Annotated in this window: 14 protein-coding genes and 3 pseudogenes; 6 read left to right on the forward strand and 11 right to left on the reverse strand. The window is 57.4% G+C overall.

Annotated features, from left to right (window positions below):
• Positions 1-5: 5 nt before the first annotated feature.
• The 5 genes and pseudogenes from cybH to EAV90_RS14865 form a co-directional block, all read right to left on the reverse strand.
• Positions 6-714 (reverse strand): annotated as a pseudogene (cybH, locus tag EAV90_RS14845) (Ni/Fe-hydrogenase, b-type cytochrome subunit).
• Positions 715-718: 4 nt separating this feature from the next.
• Positions 719-2,509: a nickel-dependent hydrogenase large subunit gene (locus EAV90_RS14850; RefSeq protein WP_129143782.1), complete on the reverse strand. Its 1,791-nt coding sequence runs from the start codon at positions 2,507-2,509 to the stop codon at positions 719-721.
• Positions 2,510-2,522: 13 nt separating this feature from the next.
• Entirely contained in the window at positions 2,523-3,623 is a 1,101-nt protein-coding gene (locus tag EAV90_RS14855) for a hydrogenase small subunit (RefSeq protein WP_129143806.1), read from the reverse strand.
• 825 nt (positions 3,624-4,448) lie between these two features.
• A complete protein-coding gene (locus EAV90_RS14860) occupies positions 4,449-5,711 on the reverse strand; it encodes a serine hydrolase domain-containing protein (RefSeq protein ID WP_129143783.1) in 1,263 nt (420 codons plus the stop codon).
• 78 nt (positions 5,712-5,789) lie between these two features.
• Positions 5,790-6,478 (reverse strand): annotated as a pseudogene (locus EAV90_RS14865) (molybdate ABC transporter permease subunit).
• 1,175 nt (positions 6,479-7,653) lie between these two features.
• On the opposite strand from EAV90_RS14865, the gene dctA reads away from it, so the two are divergent.
• The 4 genes from dctA to EAV90_RS14885 all read left to right on the forward strand — a co-directional run bounded on the left by dctA (position 7,654) and on the right by EAV90_RS14885 (position 13,878).
• The gene (dctA, locus tag EAV90_RS14870) at positions 7,654-8,964 is read left to right on the forward strand and encodes a C4-dicarboxylate transporter DctA (protein WP_129143784.1); all 1,311 of its coding nucleotides are present in this window, start codon (positions 7,654-7,656) and stop codon (positions 8,962-8,964) included.
• 1,089 nt (positions 8,965-10,053) lie between these two features.
• Positions 10,054-12,729, forward strand: a complete 2,676-nt coding sequence (locus EAV90_RS14875) for a PAS domain S-box protein (RefSeq protein WP_129143785.1) — start codon at positions 10,054-10,056, stop codon at positions 12,727-12,729.
• The gene (locus tag EAV90_RS14880) at positions 12,726-13,406 is read left to right on the forward strand and encodes a response regulator transcription factor (protein WP_122405530.1); all 681 of its coding nucleotides are present in this window, start codon (positions 12,726-12,728) and stop codon (positions 13,404-13,406) included. Before EAV90_RS14875 ends, EAV90_RS14880 begins: the two co-directional genes overlap by 4 nt.
• A 46-nt stretch (positions 13,407-13,452) precedes the next feature.
• Entirely contained in the window at positions 13,453-13,878 is a 426-nt protein-coding gene (locus EAV90_RS14885) for a response regulator transcription factor (RefSeq protein WP_129143786.1), read from the forward strand.
• Positions 13,879-14,788: 910 nt separating this feature from the next.
• Here the strand turns inward: EAV90_RS14885 and EAV90_RS14890 are convergent.
• From EAV90_RS14890 to EAV90_RS41690, 3 genes and pseudogenes are all read right to left on the reverse strand, one after another.
• A complete protein-coding gene (locus tag EAV90_RS14890; protein ID WP_129143787.1) occupies positions 14,789-15,616 on the reverse strand; it encodes an Effector protein NopP in 828 nt (275 codons plus the stop codon).
• Between the two features lie 121 nt (positions 15,617-15,737).
• On the reverse strand, positions 15,738-16,001 hold the full coding sequence (locus EAV90_RS14895) for a hypothetical protein (protein WP_129143788.1): 264 nt from the start codon (positions 15,999-16,001) through the stop codon (positions 15,738-15,740).
• A 66-nt stretch (positions 16,002-16,067) separates the two neighbouring features.
• Positions 16,068-16,142 (reverse strand): annotated as a pseudogene (locus tag EAV90_RS41690) (hypothetical protein); the annotation flags it as partial.
• A 106-nt stretch (positions 16,143-16,248) separates the two neighbouring features.
• On the opposite strand from EAV90_RS41690, the gene EAV90_RS14900 reads away from it, so the two are divergent.
• Positions 16,249-17,367 (forward strand): IS630 family transposase, encoded by a 1,119-nt coding sequence (locus tag EAV90_RS14900; protein WP_129143789.1) that lies wholly within the window; start codon positions 16,249-16,251, stop codon positions 17,365-17,367.
• Here the strand turns inward: EAV90_RS14900 and EAV90_RS41235 are convergent.
• Genes EAV90_RS41235 through EAV90_RS41695 form a run of 3 tightly spaced genes read right to left on the reverse strand, consistent with a single transcriptional unit; the run spans position 17,356 to position 18,622 of the window.
• The gene (locus tag EAV90_RS41235; protein ID WP_347338801.1) at positions 17,356-17,805 is read right to left on the reverse strand and encodes a hypothetical protein; all 450 of its coding nucleotides are present in this window, start codon (positions 17,803-17,805) and stop codon (positions 17,356-17,358) included. The genes EAV90_RS14900 and EAV90_RS41235 overlap by 12 nt on opposite strands.
• Entirely contained in the window at positions 17,769-18,425 is a 657-nt protein-coding gene (locus EAV90_RS41240) for a beta-L-arabinofuranosidase domain-containing protein (RefSeq protein WP_208738494.1), read from the reverse strand. The genes EAV90_RS41235 and EAV90_RS41240 overlap by 37 nt, the downstream gene beginning before the upstream one ends.
• Positions 18,332-18,622 (reverse strand): beta-L-arabinofuranosidase domain-containing protein, encoded by a 291-nt coding sequence (locus EAV90_RS41695; protein WP_430644730.1) that lies wholly within the window; start codon positions 18,620-18,622, stop codon positions 18,332-18,334. The genes EAV90_RS41240 and EAV90_RS41695 overlap by 94 nt, the downstream gene beginning before the upstream one ends.
• Positions 18,623-19,199: 577 nt before the next feature.
• On the opposite strand from EAV90_RS41695, the gene EAV90_RS14910 reads away from it, so the two are divergent.
• On the forward strand, positions 19,200-19,981 hold a 782-nt coding region (locus EAV90_RS14910; protein WP_129143790.1), incomplete at its 3' end, for an IS701 family transposase.

The following is a 19,981-nucleotide window of genomic DNA, read 5'->3' on the forward strand; positions in this document are numbered from 1 at the left end:
CCCAGTCAATCGCGAAACCCGCGCTCACCCGATATCACAGAAGCGATGCTCCGGCGCGACATGCGTCTTCCCGGACCACCGCGTAGATATGGACCAGCGCAAAGGCCACGATCACCCACAGGCCGAGATGATGCCAGGTATGGACGTCCTGGCTGTTCGGCCAAATTGAAAAGACCCAGCCGAACAGCTTGTACTGCCAGCTGTCAGTACCGGCACCTTGCCCATAAAGTGCAAAGCCTGTGATGACCATGAACGTGATCGTCTGCGTAAACATGAAGAACATCGCGAGCTGAGCAAGACGGTTGTGCCCGATGCTCCTTTCGGACTCAACTGTAAGGAACGCATACCAGCGAATCTCGTGGTACACCTCGCGCCAAAAGCACTTGCGCCAGAGCGGCACCCAAAAGATCTGCATGGCACGCGCGTTTCCGATTAACGCCCAATAGATCCGCAGAAGAAAGCCGATACTGAGCACATATCCCGCCGAGAAATGAGCAAAGCGGATATAGCCGAACAGGAAATTGCCGCTTGCCTCTCCCGACATCGCGGGTGTACCGGCTCCATGAGATGGCCGGTTAAACTCAGCATCAGAATGGCCGCCGCATTAACCCAATGCCACAGTCGCACCGGCGCGTAAGCGAAGGCAGCGCCGATGCTCCGTTCAGTGGGTTCCGCATCGACGGCGGCAAGGAGCTTTCGGGCTCTATCCAGCATGTCGCTAACGAACATTGACCGAAGCCATTTCTTGGCCGTCGGGACTCATCACGTGGGTCGAGCAAGCCAAGCACGGATCAAAGGAATGGATCGTGCGCAAGATCTCCAGGGGCCGGTGTGGATCGACCATCGGGGTACCGATCAAGGAGGCTTCAAAAGCGCCAATATTGCCCTTGGCATCGCGAGGAGATCCGTTCCACGTCGTTGGCACGACACATTGATAATTGTCGATCTTGGCGCCCTTGATCTTGATCCAGTGCCCAAGCGCACCGCGCGGGGCTTCACTGAACCCGTAGCCCTTGGCCTCCTTGTGCCAGCTTTCCGGCTTCCACCTGCTGACATCGGCAGTTGCCGTATTGCCTGCCTTGATGTGCATTACCAGCTTATCCTGGAAATAACGCATCTGATGCGCCGCCCACTGGCATTCGAGCGCCCGCGCCGCAGTGCGGCCAAGCGTCGAGAACAGCGCAGTCAGGGGAAGATTGAGCCCCTTGAGCAGTCTCTCGGCCGGCTCCTTGAACCCAGCTTTGCCTTGCGCATAACCGATGATGTATCGCGCCAACGGCCCGACTTCCACCGCGTGGCCGCGCCAGCGCGGCGCTTTGATCCAGGAATACTTGCCGCCTTCGTCGAGCTCCTTGATATCTGTCTTGCTGCCTTTGAGTTTTGGCCCAAGTTCAAAACGCGGCTCGGTGATACCGTCCCAGGGATGCAGTCCACAGCAATCACTTGGATATTTATACCATGAATGCGCGACGAATTCCTGGATCTGCTCGGGATCACCATGGTCGATCGGCAGTATCTCGTTCAGATTGCCCCCAAGAATGACCCCGCGCGGCAGCTTAAAGCTTTTGGCGGAACAGTCATTTGCGTTTTCGGGGATGTCGCCATACGACATCACGTTCTTGCTCGAAAGTCCGCCGCCATGGAGCCAGTCCTTATAGAACGAGCAGATCGCGACAATGTCGGGCAGATAGACGTGTTCGACAAACTCGATCGAACGGTCGATGATCGAGGAGACGATGTTCAGTCGCTCCATATTGATCGCACCCACCGCACCAGTTCCGTCGATATTGATCGCACAGGGCACGCCGCCGACCAGCCAGTTCGGATGCGGGTTCTTACCACCATAGATAGCTTGGATCTTGACGATCTCCTTCTGGAAGTCCAGCGCTTCCAGATAATGCGCTACAGCCATCAGGTTCGCTTCCGGTGGCAGCTTGTAGGCCGGATGCCCCCAATAGCCATTCTTGAACGGACCATGTTGCCCTGATTCGAAGAATTTGGTGAGCCGGATCTGCAAATCCTTAAAATAGCCAGGGGACGACAGCGGCCAGGGCGAGATAGACTGCGCGAGCGCGGAGGTCGACTTCGGATCGGCCTTGAGCGCGGAGACCACGTCGACCCAATCCAGTGCGTGCAGGTGATAGAAATGTACGAGGTGATCATGCACGAGCAGGCACAGCTGCATGATGTTGCGGATCGAATTGGCATTCTCCGGAATCGCAATTCCTAGTGCATTTTCAACCGCGCGCACGGAGGTGAGCGCATGGGTGCCGGTGCAGACCCCGCAAATCCGCTCGGTGAACGCCCAGGCGTCTCTAGGATCGCGCCCGCGCAGGATGACTTCGATACCACGCCACATCGTCCCGCTCGAGACCGCATTGCGGATCACATTGTCGGAATCGAGATTGGCTTCGACACGCAGGTGGCCTTCGATCCGCGTCAACGGATCGATGACGATTCGCCTGCCTGAACGATCAAGATTGAACCCATTCGGTGTCTGGACGGCCACCGTCGCCCCCTCCTCAACTCGGTTTGCTTTTGTGGGGTGCGCGATCCGGCTTGTGGGTCATCCGCTTCACGGCCGTGATCGCCGCATGTGCAGCGACGGTTAGCCCAACTACGCCGGCAGCGGCCATGCCGATCTGGTCGGCGTTCTCCTCGATCCCGAACTGCTTGATGGTTGTGAGTCGGTCGTAAAATGACCCCTTATCCCAGAAGCCGTCTTCGGAGCAGCCAAAGCCGCCGTGGCCGGATTGAATCGGAAATGAAACGCCGCCGTTCCACCGAAGGGCCGAAGAGGCATTGTAGGTGGTTGGCCCCTTGCAGCCCATCTTGTACAGGCAATAGCCCTTGCGTGCGTACTCATCGTCCCACTCTTCGACGAATTGGCCAGCGTCGAAATGGGAACGCCGATAGCACTTGTCGTGAATGCGCTCGGAATAGAACATACTTGGACGCCCTTGGCGATCGAGCTCCGGAAGCTTTCCGAACGTGGTGATGAAAGTCACGAGGCCACTCATGACCTCCGCGATAGGCGGGCACCCAGGCACCTTGATGATCGGCTTGTTGGTGATCACCTTATCGATCGGCGCCGCGCCAGTCGGATTGGGCTTGGCCGCTTGCACGCATCCCCAAGACGCACACGTACCCCAAGCGATGATGGCCATGGACTCTTCCGCCATGGACCTGAGCTTTTCAACGAACGGCTTGCCGCCGTCAATGCAGAACATGCCACCCTCGTTCAGCGGTGGATTGCCTTCGACGGCGAGCACATACCTGCCTTTGTACTTGGCACGAGTTTCCTCCAAGATGGCTTCGGCCTGGTGTCCCGCCGCCGCCATGATCGTATCGTCATAGTCGAGCGAAATCATCGACAGCAGCGCGTCCTTGATCAAGGGATGGGCCGAGCGGATAAAGCTTTCCGAGCAGCAGGTACACTCGAGCCCGTGCAGCCAAATGACGGGCAAACGCGGTTTGGTCTCCAGGGCATTGGCAATACTGCTTGCGGCGAGCGGACCAAGCCCCAAGCTCGCGGCAGTCAAACTGCAGAATTTGTGGAAACTACGACGCGTCATACCCTGACGTCTGATCACGCTGTAGAACGTTTCCGTTGCACCACTCATGAAGCGTTCCATGTGAGTTGTCTTCGGCCGCAACGAATTACTGACGTTCAGCAAGAAACAAGCCACCGAAGCGAAACACTTGACAGATACCATGTCACCGCTTCGGGATTTGCGGACTGTCGAAAGCAGCCAGCGAGCCACAAGCTGCGCGATTGATCTGTCATGCCAATCGTGTCCGGTTTTGGACGTCCATGTGAGCACTTCAACAGAGCAGCACGATGTTTCATCACTGCACGGCGACTACGTCTTGCTCGCGTTTGCATGACCGCGACACTCACGTGTTATGCCGATTGTTCAATGGAATTGGTGCAGTTGACGGGCACCGAACTGCCCCCCAGTGTTAATCAGACTTGCCGATTGTTGACCAAAGGGGCGTTAATCCGCTCATAGTCGCAACTGCGCAAGCAGCCCGTACCAAAGCGTCTGTCGATAGACGAAGAGAAGCAGCAATGTGAGTCGGACACCGCCCTCGCTTTTTTGGTCTGATCGATCCAGTCTGCCTTTAATTCAAAGCGCCTCGCCGCACGGCATCGCTGCAGGATCGTAAGCGAGAGCCTGGACGTTCGGAGGTATCACAGGAGCGTTCATCGCGCGAGCCGATCGACAGCAATGCGCGATCGTCTTGGCGCATCGCGACGGCAAACCCGCTTGCAAGAGCTTCTTCGCGATAGCCAAGCCGATCTCGTTGTTGAAGCACTGGCGCCATCCGCGCCAACGCGGATAGCAGGTAACGGCGCCGACTTTCAATCGAATTGATGCGCAGTAGCAGCACTGTCTGCCGACCACCCCAAAAACGGTTGGCCGAGCCTTTCGGCCGAAAGCGGATTATCGGATTATTGCAGCATAGACGATATATTGGACTTGTTCGCGGTAATACTTCCGGATTTCTCCGGGCGCTGCCGTTCCGACCACCACGACGAGACGCTCCTTTGGGTCGCAGAAAAATTGTGTCCCATAGGCGCCAGTCCAAGTGAACTCACCTGGATTGCCCGGAACCGCCGAGAGACCCTCGTTTATGCGTACAGCTACTCCGAGCCCGAAGCCGAAGCCGGCACGGTGCGCCTCCACATTGGCCACCTTATTTTTGATCTCTGCCCCGAGATGGTCGGAAATCATGTGGCGCACCGTCTTCGGACCGAGAATGCGCTGCCCATCGAGCTCTCCGCCGTTGAGCAGCATTTGTCCAAAGCGCACGTAGTCACCGACTGTCGCAAATGCGCAGGCTCCCCCGCAGTCAAACTTCGTCGAACTTTCGAGGAGCTCGATGTCTTGTGGCTTTCCCGTAAGCGGGTCGGCTGGAAATGGATGAGCGAGGCGTTCGCGTTGCGATTCAGACAAATGGAAAGTGGCATCCTGCATTTCGATGGGCGTCCACAGATTTCTGGCCAGATAGTCGCCCAATCGCTGTTCGCTGACCTGTTCCACGACAGCTCCCAGCACATCGGTCGAGAAGCCGTATTCGAATTGCGTCCCCGGTTGGTGCGCTAGCGGCAGCTTAGTAATTGCTTCGATGAACGCCTGCTTATCGCCCCTTAGTGGCGGAGCGGCGAAATCGGGATAGAGACGCGCCACTTGGTCTGAGCTGTCGGGGGGCACGCCATAGGTGAGCCCGGATGTGTGGCGATAGAGATCGTGGATGTAGATCGGAGAACTCTGCGTTTGAAATTCCAATGAGCCGTCATGCTGTGGCACTCCCACCTTCATGTTTGCGAATTCCGGGTAATAATCCGCAAGCCTGGCCCGTAGAGGCAGGCGGCCTTGCTCCATGAGGATAAGTCCCGCAACGGCCACCATCGGCTTGGTCATAGACGCAAGTGCGAACATCGCGTCGAGCCGCATCGACTTTCCTTTTGCAGGATCGAGTTGCCCGTACGCCTTGTAGTGAATCAGCTTGCCGTCCCTGGCGATTGCAACCACCGCACCCGGCACGCGTTTACTAGAGATTTCGCGAGCGAAGAACTCGTCGAGCTTGGCGAGGCGCTGCTGAGAAACGCCGACGTCATGGGCCGCCGCTTCGGGCAGAGGCGCGGAGTGCACTGAATTGAAGCCGATTCCAGCAGCCGCTACGGCCATAACAAGCTTGTTCATTGTAGCCTCGCAAGGATTGATGGATTCGGCTTGCAATACTGCTGCTCGGTCGTGATCGGATATGTCCGGCCGGCTAACCTAAGACGGCTCGGTGCCTCTCCTGGCACAGTGCCTGTCGATGAGGGCTAAGGTGAAGATTGCCGCAAAGGCGAACATCACCATACCGCCGGCAAGCACACTTGCCTCGCGCCAGGCGATGCTTGGACGTAGTCTACGACGTAGGCTGACAAAACCTTGGTGCGCCCAGGAATGTTGCCGCCGATCATCATCACGACGCCAAATGTGCCAATCGTATGAGAAAAGCCAACCACGGCGGCTTTAACAAATTCCAATCGCGCCAGCGGCCCCCTGATGGTAATGAGGGCATACAATGACGAAACGCGCCCCGTAGTTTCCAACTGGTGATCTCCTATCGCAACAAAGGCGTTACGGATCGGCTGCACCACCAGCGGCAGCGCCGAGAGGACCGATCCGATCACGATTCCCGCGAAGGTAAAAGCGAGCGTGCGCTCGCCCCACAAAGAGGCGAGAACGCCACCCGGTCCGTTTGGGCCGAGCAACACGAGTAAGCAAAAGCCGAGAGCCGTCGGCGGTAGCACTAGCGGCAGGGCGATCATCGTCGTCACCGCCTCGCTCAAAAGAGTCTTTGAGCGCGCTAGCCACCAAGCGAGGGGCACACCAATCACGAGGAGGATCACGGTTGTTACGCTGGCGAGCTCAATCGTGAGCGCAACGGATTGCGCAATCTCTGCCGAAAAGACATCCATATGCGTCAGCCCAAAAATGAAAGCAGGTCGGCTTACGCGCCCAGTGATCGCCTGCACGTCCGGCTCGCCCAGGTATGTGGCGCGGATCGCCTTTTAGTCGCGCCGCACTCCATGGCGGCCGTCACATTCACGCGCGTCGTTTCTACGAGCAAGAGCAGCGTCGCAAGTCTCATCGGCAACTCCTGTGACAGGGCCGCTTCCATCCATCTGACGGCGGCACCTCCTCGTTTGAAATCAGCAATTCCTGTGCCGCGTGCGAACTATGGGACGCGCTATGCGCAACATGGAGGAAATTCGCATAGACTTCGACGTCGCTGTGGCGTGGACCTAACGCCATGTCAGATTTCTGGCATCTCTGTTGCCGAGCAGACAGCGACGGCCGCGCAACGGAACGGCAGAATTTGACGCCGCCAGAGATGCCTATTTGGTTTGTCGGTCGCTCAAACGCCGCACTCGCTGGGCCGGTAATAGAACGGATCGCAGGAATCCTGCCCTTTGGCAGCAACGCGAACGATCTAGCTGAGTAATCATCGTGACGGTGCTTCTGCGACGCGGCAAAAGGCGCTGAGGGGACAACAGCGAAGGCCGTCTCTCGACCAACCTGTAATGCGTATCGTTAGCACAGACCTGGAGACAAATGCCTCGTGCACGAACGAGCTTTGCCGCTAGTGACAAGGCAGTGCATCGATTCAAGATCATTGCCGCGCAATCGAGCTCCTAAACCAGGCTTCCATCGCGTGGATGAGTACAATCCAAACTATCAATTTTACCAATGTCATCTACTGTTGCATCCATCTCAGCAGTTGGCGCATATCGATAACGCTCGGGCTTCCATCCCGAGACAGGACTCCGCTAATGCGCTCAGCCGATCAAGTTACGCGTCTCGCTGCAACTTTTTGTTCGACCTTGCGAACGAGGGCCGAGCACTCAAACCGATGCCGCCCAGAGACAGACGGCTTGTCCGAGACTCTTAATCGGGCGCACTTTGGGCAACTGGTGCATATCTTGCTTAACGAGAAAGGATAACGCAACTAAACGCCTGCCTTTGGAACGACGCACCGGCTCTCGGTACCGTCTTCAATCGGACACGGCTAAAAACGATGAGGCTCGTATGACGCTGTCGTCTCTCAATGACGCGGCGGCTCACATTCGAGTATATTCGGGAAGGAAGCGTCATGACCACCATGGCAACTGCGGCGCCCGCACGCGCGTCGCAAGCTTGGTATAAGATTCTCTACGTGCAGGTGCTGATCGCGATCTTAATTGGCGCTGTGGTCGGTTGCCTATGGCCGTCTGTCGCGACCAACGACTGGGTCAAGGCGCTCGGTGACGGGTTTATCAAGCTCATCAAGATGGTGATCGCGCCGATCATTTTCTGCACCGTCACATCTGGTATTGCGCATATTCAGGATGCAAAGAAAGTCGGGCGCGTCGGCGTCAAGGCGCTGGTCTATTTCGAGATCGTCTCCAGCTTTGCCTTGGTGTTGGGCCTTCTTATGGGCAATCTGGTCCAAATCGGTCATGGCCTTGCGGTGAAGCCGGATGCTGCGGCGGTCGCCAATTACGTCAAGCAGGCGGAAGCCTCGAAGACCGTCGATTTCTTTCTCAACATCATTCCCGATAGCGTGGTCGGCGCCTTCGCTCGTGGCGATGTTCTGCAGGTTCTCCTGTTCGCGATCCTATTCGGCTTTTCGCTGATGGCGTTAGGAAGCCGTGGGGAGCGGCTGCGAGGCATGATTGACGACGTCGCGCACGCGGTGTTCGGCGTGATCGCTATCATCATGAAAGCGGCCCCGATCGGCGCTTTCGGCGCCATGGCCTTCACTATCGGCAAATTCGGGCCGGCAGCACTCGGCAATTTGATCGGCCTGATCGCGCTGTTTTACGCGACGGCGGCGTTATTTGTCGTGGTGGTGCTCGGTTTGATCGCGCGCCTCGTTGGCTTTTCAATCTTCAAGTTCATTGCCTATATCAAGGACGAGATTCTGATCGTGCTCGGCACATCGTCCTCTGAAAGCGCGCTGCCGCAATTAATGGAGAAGCTCGAACGGCTGGGCTGCTCGAAGCCCGTGGTCGGCCTGGTGGTGCCAACTGGCTACTCTTTCAACCTGGACGGCACCAATATATACATGACACTTGCGACATTGTTCATTGCCCAGGCACTCGGGGTGGACCTCACCTTTGGCCAGCAGCTCACGATCCTGCTCGTGGCGATGCTAACGTCGAAGGGAGCAAGCGGCGTCACCGGCGCGGGCTTCATCACGCTTGCTGCGACGTTGTCGGTGGTCAACCCAGCGCTGGTACCGGGCATGGCAATCGTATTTTCGATCGACAAGTTCATGAGCGAGGTGCGCGCCCTTACAAACATCACCGGCAATGGCATCGCCGCCGTGTTCGTATCCTGGTGGGAAGACGAGCTCGAGCACGCGACGCTGCAGGCGCGGCTCAACGAGCCCACTGCTTCCACCACTATCGACACACGATGAGATAGGCCCCGTAACTTAACAGCCGCCGTTCGAAGACGCACCGAATACAAGCGCAGCCACATTTCTCGTTATTCGAATCGACACAGCCGATTTGAGACGAGCCCAAACTTTCACGCGCGATATCCGGTGCGCAGCCCCTTGCCCCGCGTCGGCCCCCGGCAGCCGCCCTGAAAAGATGCCAGCCGAGCAAAACAGTAGGAGCTTTCAAGCGTCATTTTCAATCGCGTCTTGCGCCTTCACGTCTTGCGCCTTCAAGCCCCCGGACATCTGAACGCCTGCCGTGCAACATAACAGGACTGCGACAGAACGTGTCCAGCCTGACGGACGTAGGTGCTGCTCCGCCTACAATTGCCCATGTGCGCGCTCTGCGCTTGCCTCGTCCGACCGACGACTTGGTAGAGATCTTGCTGCCCCAACTCGTCATCCCTTGTCACGGTCCGCGCTGCCGCATTGGATCGTGATGCTGTGATCAGCACTGATTAGATGGCACCTCGGCGGAGGCGTGGCGTCCTAAACGGCTAGTGTCGGTTCGGCGTCGCTGCGCGAGCTCGTTTCGGGCCAACCACTCGGAGACAAGTCCTCCGCACCCAGGCGTGACGGCCTTAGGAGATACAAGCAGTCGCGTAGCTTCGCCTTCGTATCTCGGCACAGTGCCATTGCGCTTTCTTCCGCATGACCGATCGTACCGGCGCGATGAGTGGTCGGGCAGCTTGTCTCTGTTCTTTCCGGTTCGACTAGGCGCGCCTGATTATTCCGGCTCAAAGTCTTGACTGAACTGCAGCCGCTGTCCTCGTGCGGCTGGCGTAAGGGAATTGTCCTCGGCAGCAGCCTCGAGCGCCTGCGCGGAGTAATAGGCAGCGGGGGCAGACATCTGAGCTTCGATTGCAGCCGTGTCAGCTCGCCATATTGAAAGGTTTAGGACAACTATACGTAGGTCTGTGATGCATTTTTTCTCCGCGCGTGCTCTGCTTAGCACGAAGCAATCGATCTCGGAAGCGCTCGCCAGCGAGTGCTGGTGCCGAGTATTGCCCTATTTTTGCCTAAAACGTTATAGCTCTCCCGCCGGAGAACAGGCCGGACGGTATCAGAATGCATAGCCAAATCAGCAGTTTAGAACGTTCAGCCCTTCAGTTTACCTTCGGCAGCATAACGCTTGCCGTGGTAACATTGGCCTACTTGTACCTTCACGCGCATTTCGCCGCGACGGCGTTCGCCTACTTGTTAGTGGTATTGCTGTTTTCGTTGATGGGCAGCTTCATCGCGTCGTCTGCGCTTTGCATCGTAGCCATCGCTGCTCTCGCTTACTGCTTTGCGCCGCCGGCGTTCAGCCTGCGAATCGATGACCCCCAAGATCTGCCGGTGGTTGTTGCATTCTTTATTGCCTCGATTGTGGGAGCGCACCTGATCGAAAAGCTCCGCCAGGAAAGAGAGGCTGCGCGTGTGGTTGCGGCCAAGCTTCAGCGGAGTGCGGCCGATTTGGAGGATCGCGAAAAACGGTGGCGCGCCATCTTCGAGCACAATCCGGCCATGTACTTCATGGTCGATGAAGCCGGCACTGTCCTCAACGTCAATACGCTCGGCGCGACACAACTCGGCTATGCTCGTGCTGAACTGATCGGTCGATCCGTGCTGGACGTATTTCTCGAGGAGGATCGCGCGTTCGTTCGCGAATGCGTTCGGACGTGCCTTGAGGATGTCGGACAAACGCGAACGTGGGACGTCCAGAAAGTCAGGAAGGGCGGCTCGGTGTTGTGGGTACGTGAAAAAGCCAAAGCCATGCTCTGGGGCGATGAGCAGCCCATTGTCCTTATCGCCTGCGAAGATATCACGGAGCGAAGGCGGACCGAACTTGCCCTGCAGAGGAGCGAAGCACATTTGGCCCAGGCGCAGGAGTTGAGTCACACAGGCAGCTTCAGCTGGAACCCCACTACGGGCGAGGCCTTCTGGTCAAAGGAAACATTTCGGATTTTCCAATTAAATCCTGAGACAGTGCCGCCGGGGCCGCAGCTCGTCGTTGAGCGCACTCATCCAGATGATAGGGCTTCGGTTAAGGAAATTATCGATCGCGCGATGCGAGAGCTGAGTGATTTCGAGCACGAATACCGGCTTCTGCTACCGGACGGCTCGGTAAAGCACATCCATGCGCAGGCACGAGCGACGAGAACAGCCTCTGGTGACATCGAGTTTGTTGGGGCAGCTACGGATATTACGGCCGCGAGGCGAGCAGAACAGCAGCTGCGCCGCAGCGAGGCCTATCTGGCCGAGGCCCAGCATCTCAGCCACACGGGCAGCTGGTCCTGGGACGTCTACGGTCTAGATTTCATATATCGGTCCGCCGAGGTCGATCGTCTGTTTGGCTTTAGCCCACAAGAGCCGGTATCGATCGAGACCATTCGATCGCGCATCCATCCGGAGGACTTGCCGCGGCTACAGGAGGTGCAGCGCCAGGCGATTGAACACAAGGAGCGGCGGTTCGAATATGATTTTCGTATCCTTCTACCAGATGGCGGGATAAGACGCATACACTCCGTTGCGCACGTGGTGGTTGGCAGCGATGGCAACGTCAGCGAGCTGATCGGAACACATATGGATGTGACCGAGCAACACGCAGCTAGGGAACGCCTGGAAAACACACTTGCCGCGCTGCGCGAAAGCGAACAGCGCTTTCGCGACTACGCCGAAACAGCTTCCGATTGGCTCTGGGAGACCGGGCCGGATCATCAGGTCACTCGCTTATCCGAGCACACCAGCGCTGCGGGAATTTTGGCGACAGGATTGATGGGCCTGCTTCGCTGGGACATTGCGTGCGACGTCGAAGAGGAACCCGAGAAGTGGCGGCAGCATCGGGCGACGTTGGAGGCCCATCTTCCGTTTCGGGATCTCGTCTACCGCACCGTGAATCGGACAGGTTCTCCGATCTACGTCCGCACGAGTGGCAAGCCTTTTTTCGATGGAAAGGGCACTTTTCTCGGCTACCGTGGCGTCAGCACTGACATCACCGCTACCATTCGCGCCGATCAAGCCGAACAAGAACTACGAAAGGCACAGTCGGAGCTCGCGCATGTGACGCGCGTAACGACTTTAGGAGAGCTGACAACCTCCATCGCCCACGAAATAAACCAGCCACTCGCCGCTATTATCAGCAACGCCGATGCGTGCCTCGGTTGGATGGGGCGGGAAGCGCCTAATCTTTCCGCAGCACGCTCTTCGGTGGAGTGGATCATCGAAGACGCAATCCGGGCAAGCGAGGTGATCCGTCGTATTCGCGCGCTCGCGAAGAAGGGCGAGATTGAGATGGTGCCGCTCGATATCAATGAGGTCGTTAAGGAGGTCATTGCGCTGGTAACACGAGAGCTGGTGAGCCACCGAGTGACGTTACGAACCGAGTTGACGGCAGGGCTGCCTAGGATCGTCGGCGATCGGATTCAGCTACAACAGGTCATCATCAATCTGGTGATGAACGGAATCGAAGCCATGGACGCAGTTACAGACAGGGCGCGCGAACTGCTGATTCAATCATCGAAGGACGATGCGGGGCACGTCCACCTTGCCGTGACCGATTGCGGCGTCGGCATCGCCGAGAACGACGCGGACCGCGTCTTGGATCCCTTCTTCACCACCAAATCGACTGGCCTTGGAATGGGTCTTTCGATCTGCCGGTCGATCGTGGAAGCTCATGGAGGACGACTGTCAATGGTCCACAAAAGTGGACCGGGCGCGACCTTCCAGTTTGCCTTACCGCAGCATAAGGAGGCCGTCTCGTGACAGCACGATTTGACGCGCTTGAAGGCAGCAATGCCGAGGCCTCGACGAAGGCGACCGTCTTCGTCGTCGAGGATGACATCTCAATGCGTCGCTCGCTTACGAACCTTTTTCAATCGGTAGGGTTAGACGTCATTGCATTCGGATCGGCCCGCGAAATGCTGCAGAGCACAATTCCGGACGTTATTAGCTGTCTAGTTCTTGATGTCCGGCTGCCAGGCTTGAGCGGTCTTGACTTCCAGACTGAGCTAGCGAGGTTGAACATACATATTCCGATCATTTTCATCACCGGTCATGGCGACATTCCAATGACTGTCAGGGCCATGAAGGAGGGAGCGGTCGATTTTCTCAGCAAACCGTTTCGCGATCAGGAACTGCTTGATGCCGTGGTTGCGGCGACCGAACGCGATCGCAAAAGACGGGAGGCTCAGCAGACGGTCGCGAATCTGCAGTCTTTATTTGAGACCTTAAGCCCGCGCGAGCAGGCGGTGATGAAACTGGTCGCTGCCGGCCTGATGAACAAGCAGGTCGCCGCCGAGCTTGGGCTCGCCGAGATTACGGTCAAGATCTACCGGGGACACGTAATGAAAAAGATGCGTGCACGCTCGCTGGCCGACCTGATCAGAATGACTGAGACGCTGGGAATTCGCACTAATCGTCCTGAGCAAACCCAAGTATGATTTTACAATTTCATCAGTCGAGCCCACTTTTCGCGCAAGGCGGCTAATGCTTGCAGCCGCTATTCCCGCTTCAGGAGGGCTCGTCTTGTCCACGTCTTTGATTTCCGTCGTTGACGACGACGCCTCAGTCCGTGCGGCGACAGAGAATCTTTTGAAATCGCGTGGCTACATCGCCCAAATATTTGCGTCCGCCGAGGAACTCCTGAGGTCTCCGCAATTGGACGAGACATCCTGTGTCATTACCGATATGCAGATGTCGGCTATGAGCGGCCTGGAGCTGTTGGCAGAGATGCGGACACGTGGTTACGATGCACCATTCATTTTCATTACCGCTTTCCCCAACGACCGCGTGCGCGCGTCAGCGCTGGGCGCCGGAGCGATTGGCTTCCTCGCCAAACCCTTTGCCGGACAAGCGTTAATCGAGTGCCTCGACACCGCACTGAACGCGTATGACGGCCGAAGCGGCATCTGACGCAATCAAGCTGTGGTTTGAATTGATGTCCGATCTAAACGCTCCACGCGTGGATCTCGCCACCGATCAACCTCTTCACTGTCAAACACGCTACTTGCTCTAAAACGCGCACGAGAGGCGAATTGTTGCCCTGTCCATGCCTTACTGACTATCGCCGGGCGGCTACATTGGTGCAGAACAACCTTATCGCTGCGAGGGGCCGGAAGGGCACGTTAGCTCGACTCATTCTGTAGGTCGACGTTCAACGTAATGCTCACCCAAAGCAGTCGACGACCTAAGCACTTCTTAACTCGTCTAGATTGAGGCTATATACTTCATTGCGGAGTGGAGCTGGCGCAAGAGCGCTCGATAAAGCAAGAGATTGGCTGTTCGCAGCCCGACTGCAGTGGCGATGATAACGGAGCTTCGCCTAGGACAACCGCCTGTGTTGTGTTGAGGCTTTTCTGGTGAAAGAGCTCTGCACGATGCTCGTGCTCACGGCTCGCTATGTCCGTTGACGCATGCCGGCCGTCTTGCCCATCGGGCGCCGCTTCGCTGTGTATTTCCTTGCCGACCGACTCACGGCAGGCGCAACGCGCTTACTACTTCGTAGGTTGTCCTCTGTAGAAGACCTCCAAGCCGTCGTACGTGCTCGGCGCAACACGCCCGGCCCCTCGGCGGCCGGGCGCACTTTGGCGGCACCGCATACAGATCCTCGCCGCAGCGAGGATTGCCGCAATTGCCCTGCGCAGTGAGCCCCCTACTTCCAACGCTCAAACACTCAGCAACCGCTAGGCCAAGGTGCACTCTGGGGGCAGTCTTCTGAGCCAACTCAGAGGAACTCTCAGCCGAAAAGGATATAAACACAGACGAGCCGGGAGCAGGCTAGAGCAGTCTACTCCATCGGGCCCAATCACCGGTGATCCCATGGTCACATAAAATCATCCTCATAATCGTATGCTGAGGGGCTGGCTGGGATCTCAGTATCACTACCTTCACTGTCGTCAGCTTTGGAAAGATACTGCGCAGCAGTGCCTTTTCGCTGCCATTTGCCGTCGCTATTCCTTACCCACTTGTCTGACTTCTCTGGGTCGAGAACCATGTTGTCGGCGTCAACCTCGACGAATCCCATCTTTGCCGCACGGGCTCTTGCTTCGGGATTAGCCGGACGCAAATTGAGCAGCGGCCGTTCGCCGTCTATTCGAAGCTGGTGCTCGAGCAGGATATCGCCAGCGTTCTCGACAAGCGGATGAACGATTTGAAGATCCACAGTAGAGGTAGTCCCGTCGCGTCCAGGAAATAGCTTCTTCCACCTTTTGACGTCGAACTCGGTCATGCTGTCGCCGCCTTCCATTCTTAGAAGTCCGACACTCTTGTTGCCCAATTGGTAGCTGAAGTATCGCGCATTCTCGGAGTCTCGGGTTGTCCCGTAGTCTTCGGCAACTTCTGCAGTTCGCCTTGCCTTGGCCGACACGAAGTCGGAGTACTCTTGGGGGTTGTCGGCGATGTACTGGATTTCGTCGCCATGATAGGCCTTCGCGGCTTCTCGGAATGAGCGACGATCCTTGAACTCTATGATGGGAGGGCTTGAAACGAGCGAATATGGTCTTGTTGCCGAAGATGAACTGCCACTCGAGCTAGATTCGGCTAAGCGCATATTGGCGAACGCATCAGCAAAATTGTCTGGGTCCATTTGCTCATCAGTTTCGGCAAAGTGAGAGGATTGGAAGTAGGACGAGCCATTGATCCGATTATACATGGCGATTGGTGCTCCCGTCGGACATACATTTCCGCATCTAGTTTAGGCTTGTTGGGCCCAGCGGCGCTGATAGGGAGCTTGGCTTACCAAAACCTGACGTGGCCGCCCTCACGTTGGCTTGTCATAGGGCTTCCTGCTGAACGACACGGCGGCACACGCTCGTGCCATTGGCATTCATCAGGTTTTGATGAGAGGTCGCGAACAGCTCCGAGGAAGCTCCTTTATTAAGAATTTGGTTGATCGCCGATTGACCTGCTGACGCCAATCGGATGGTGCTCTCTTCGGTGTCCGCCGCGCCCGTCTCATATCCGGCTTTTCTTTCGAACGTTCCAGTGGAGCTCGCGGCCGCCTTCCACAGATTGGCCGATTTCCAGACTTTGAGCAACGATATCCCCTGCTCCAGAACCGTAGTCTAACCTCGAACCGAGGAAGCGCGACCGCGCGTTCGGCGTCAACGCTCATTTACCAAAATCCGCATTTCGCCTTCGCCGCGGTTAGCCCAGCTGAACCACGGAATGAATGTGAGTTGCTGCGGTTCTAGTGTCCTGAGTCACAAGTTCGCAATCGTAGATTCGCAGTAGATTCGCATCGCTGTGCCAGAGATGGCGGCTGTAACAGCGACGGAGGATCTGATGTCGGCCCAGCGACTTGCGCCCCTGATATTGAGCGATGATGAGCGTGCCGAACTTCAGTCGCTGACGATGCGGCGGAAGACAGCGCAGGCGCTGGCTCTGAGAGCCCGGATCGTGCTGACCTGCGCGGAAGGCGGTCAGAACAAGGAGGTGGCGGCCAAGCTGGGCCTGGAGCGGGGAACGGTAGGCAAGTGGCGGCAGCGTTTTGTAGAGCAGCGCGTGGCCGGGCTGCACGACGAGCCGCGTTCCGGGGCGCCGCGCACCATTGACGATGGTCGCATCGAAGCCGTGATCGTGCGGACGCTGGAAAGCTGCCCCGAGAACGCCACTCATTGGAGTTCTCGTGGCATGGCGAAGGCCAGCGGCCTGTCGGTGTCAACGGTGCAACGCATCTGGCGGGCCTTCGGGCTCCAGCCGCACCGGCTGGAGACATTCAAGCTCTCCACCGATCCGAACTTCGTCGCCAAGGTGCGCGACGTCGTCGGCCTTTACGTCTCGCCGCCGGCACACGCCATCGTTCTGTGTGTAGACGAAAAGTCCCAAATCCAGGCGCTGGACCGCAGTCAGCCGATGCTGCCGATGCGTCCCGGTCAGCCGGCTCGAAGGAGCCATGACTACAAAAGGCACGGCACCACATCGCTGTTCGCCGCTCTCGACATTGCGACCGGACGGGTCATCGGCAAATGCTACGGACGCCACCGAGCCGCCGAGTTCCGCAAGTTCCTCGACGAGATCGAGGCCGCCGTACCGGGCGAACTCGACGTCCATCTCGTCATGGATAACTATGCAACGCACAAGACGCCGCTGATCCGGAAATGGCTAGCCAAAAGGCCGCGTTGGCATGTGCACCTGACCCCGACCAGTTCGTCATGGCTCAATCAGGTCGAGCGCTTCTTCGCGCTCCTTACCGATAAGAAGATCAGGCGCGGCGTCTATCGCAGTGTCGCTGCCCTCAGGGCGGACATCACCTCGTTCATCGAACGACACAATGCCGATCCGAAACCATTCCGATGGACCAAGTCCGCTGACGACATCCTTGCTTCCATCGAGCGCTTCTGCCGATACAATGCCCCGGCACAAAACGGACCAATGTTGCGAACTTCTGGTTCAGGACACTAGCTGTCCAAGCACTTTGTCGTATTGATAAAGCGCCGCTTCTTCAGAATGCGTGTGTTGCAATCGCACCCCGCCAGCCTGCAGCAAGATCTTGCTACTAAAGAGACCAGTTCCCTCGATAAGGGAAAACCGACTCTCTGCATTAAGCCAAACGTTGTGTAGCTCGGTCCCGTTGTCGGTCTCCTCCAGACAATAAATTATGGGGCCACGCTGGATGGCCACCTTGCCGGCCAAATGCGAAGTTTGCAAATAGCCCTTGCGCGGCTCGCAATTCACATGCTCGCCGTTCACGCTCGCCTGCGGCGCGCTGCACCATTCCGGCAGGCGCAGGGCGAGCGTGTGGGCAATTGGCGGCGCAGATTTGACGGCGATTTCCACCTGGTCTCTCCAGGGATAGCTATCGCTTATGAGAGCAACCGCAGCGCATGTCCGTCGACCGATATTGCCACCCTATTACCACCGTAGAGATTTACATAGAGCGCGTCGGTGCTGGCCGTGTAGATGTAATGACCAATGGATGTGCAAAGGCGTGCGATGTTCGGTGGACAGCACGCACAGCCAAACCAGCGTCGTCGCACCGGCGAGACGTGATTGTAGATGCCATTGTACCTCAGCGTTTTGGGATGCACTTCGAGCGGATTAACATAGAAATAGTGACGCCCGTCGAACGCGATACTGCCGAGAACGGTATTGTAGAGCGCGCGCTCCATCAAGTCGCCATAACGGCCGTCCAGTTCCATCTCCAGCATACGGCGCGCGAACATCATCAGGCCAACCGACGCGCAACTTTCCACGTACGCCGTATCATTTGGCAAATCGTAATCGCTGCTGAACGCTTCCCCGGCGCGTTGCGAGCCGATGGCTCCGATAACACAGATCTGCCGCTGGACCATTTTTTGCCATAGCCGTAGGCAAGTTTGGCGCTGCTGCTCGTTTTGGCGCAGACGCGCGAGATGAGCTACTGCCGTCATGAGGTATACAAAGCGAACCGCATGACCGGTTGCAGTCCGCTGCTCCGAAAGCGGCAAGTGCGCTTGGCTATACGCTTTGTTTTCATCCAAGGCGCGCCGTCGGATTTTGAGACGCAGGATTGCTGGCGCTTCTCGTACTCCGTGCCGCGTTGCTCCACGAAATAATTGCCCAGCGTGAGATATCGCTGCTCCTTTGTCGCTTCGTAGAGGCGTGCCAACGCAAGTTCGATTTCCAGATAGCCATCGTAGCCGTGTAACTGATCGCGCTCTGGGCCGAAACTGTGCAGAGGTGGTCAGCACGCCTGCAAACGACCTCCAGCAACCGCCGTTTGCCGGTCCCCTGAAACGGTGCGTTCCCCCTCACTTGATTTTAGGACCTCGACCTTGCGCGGGAATGTCCGGTTTCTAACAATCCATTTGATGACACGTAGCAGCTGGGGGGACCGCGGTGACGCGTATGGTCCAAGGGGATTGCGTGAGCCGCTGCTAGGCGCCGAAGCGACAAACTGGACTGCTAATCCTAAGCAATCGTCGTAGGGAGTCGAACTGCATGCTCAACGTGCCCGAAATGGGGCGGATGCTGGCAATCGGAAAAAGCAGGTTGTCGCGCGTATGCGCTGCCAGTGAATAAGCCGCGACGGAGCGGCCCGAAGCTGTTGTGTGCACCGACTTGCTCGTCGGCTTCGGCAGGGTGGGAGGATGAGTTAGAGAGTCACTTTGTGCACCGAGCTTAAGGCCGATTTGGCTCTGCAAAGCAGATAGCAGGCTGGGTAACCGAGAGCCGACTTGGATCTCCCAATTAGCACTACTTTGGCAGATTGTTGATTTTGGCGCGTTTTATAGGATTCCCGAATCAATTTTTCAATGATTCATGGGTGGTCGGCTCTTGGAGGGCTGACCATGCCGGGATGGGAAGACGAACTCGAACGCTGGCTGATGCCGTTCTTGGACCGACTGGGTCATAAGACCCGGCAGCGGATGTGTCCTCTGTATGTTGCGGGATTGATCGGTCCCGGCGATCGTAAGAGCGTTCAGCCGATGGCGGAACGCCTTGCCACCAGCACCTACGACCAGTTGCACCATTTCATTGCGGACGGTGTCTGGGACGCGACGCCGCTGGAGACAGAGTTGCTCAACCAGGCGGACCGACTTGTCGGCGGCAGGGATGCGGTGCTGGTTATTGATGACACCTCACTTCCCAAGAAGGGTGAGCGCTCGGTCGGTGTTGCGGCTCAATACGCCTCGGCTCTCGGTAAAACGGCAAATTGCCAAACACTGGTGTCTTTGACGCTTGCGCGCGGCGAAGTACCCGTGATGGTCGCGTTACGTCTCTTTCTGCCTGACAGTTGGACAAGCGACGAATCTCGTTTGAAGCGCGCTCGCGTGCCAGTCGAACATCGAACGCCACGGTCCAAGCCGGAGATTGCTTTGGCCGAGATTGACCGCGCGATAGCAGCCAACGTGCGCTTTGGATATGTGCTGGCGGATGCAGGATACGGCCTCAGCGCACCGTTTCGACAAGGGCTAACAGAGCGCGGGCTGGTCTGGGCTGTCGGAATCCCGCGGCACCTGAAAGTGTATCCGGTCGATGTGAAGCTCATTTGGCCGATTACCAAAGCCCGCGGGAAACCACGAAAGCACCACGT

This window comes from Bradyrhizobium vignae (assembly GCF_004114425.1).
GTDB lineage: Bacteria > Pseudomonadota > Alphaproteobacteria > Rhizobiales > Xanthobacteraceae > Bradyrhizobium > Bradyrhizobium vignae.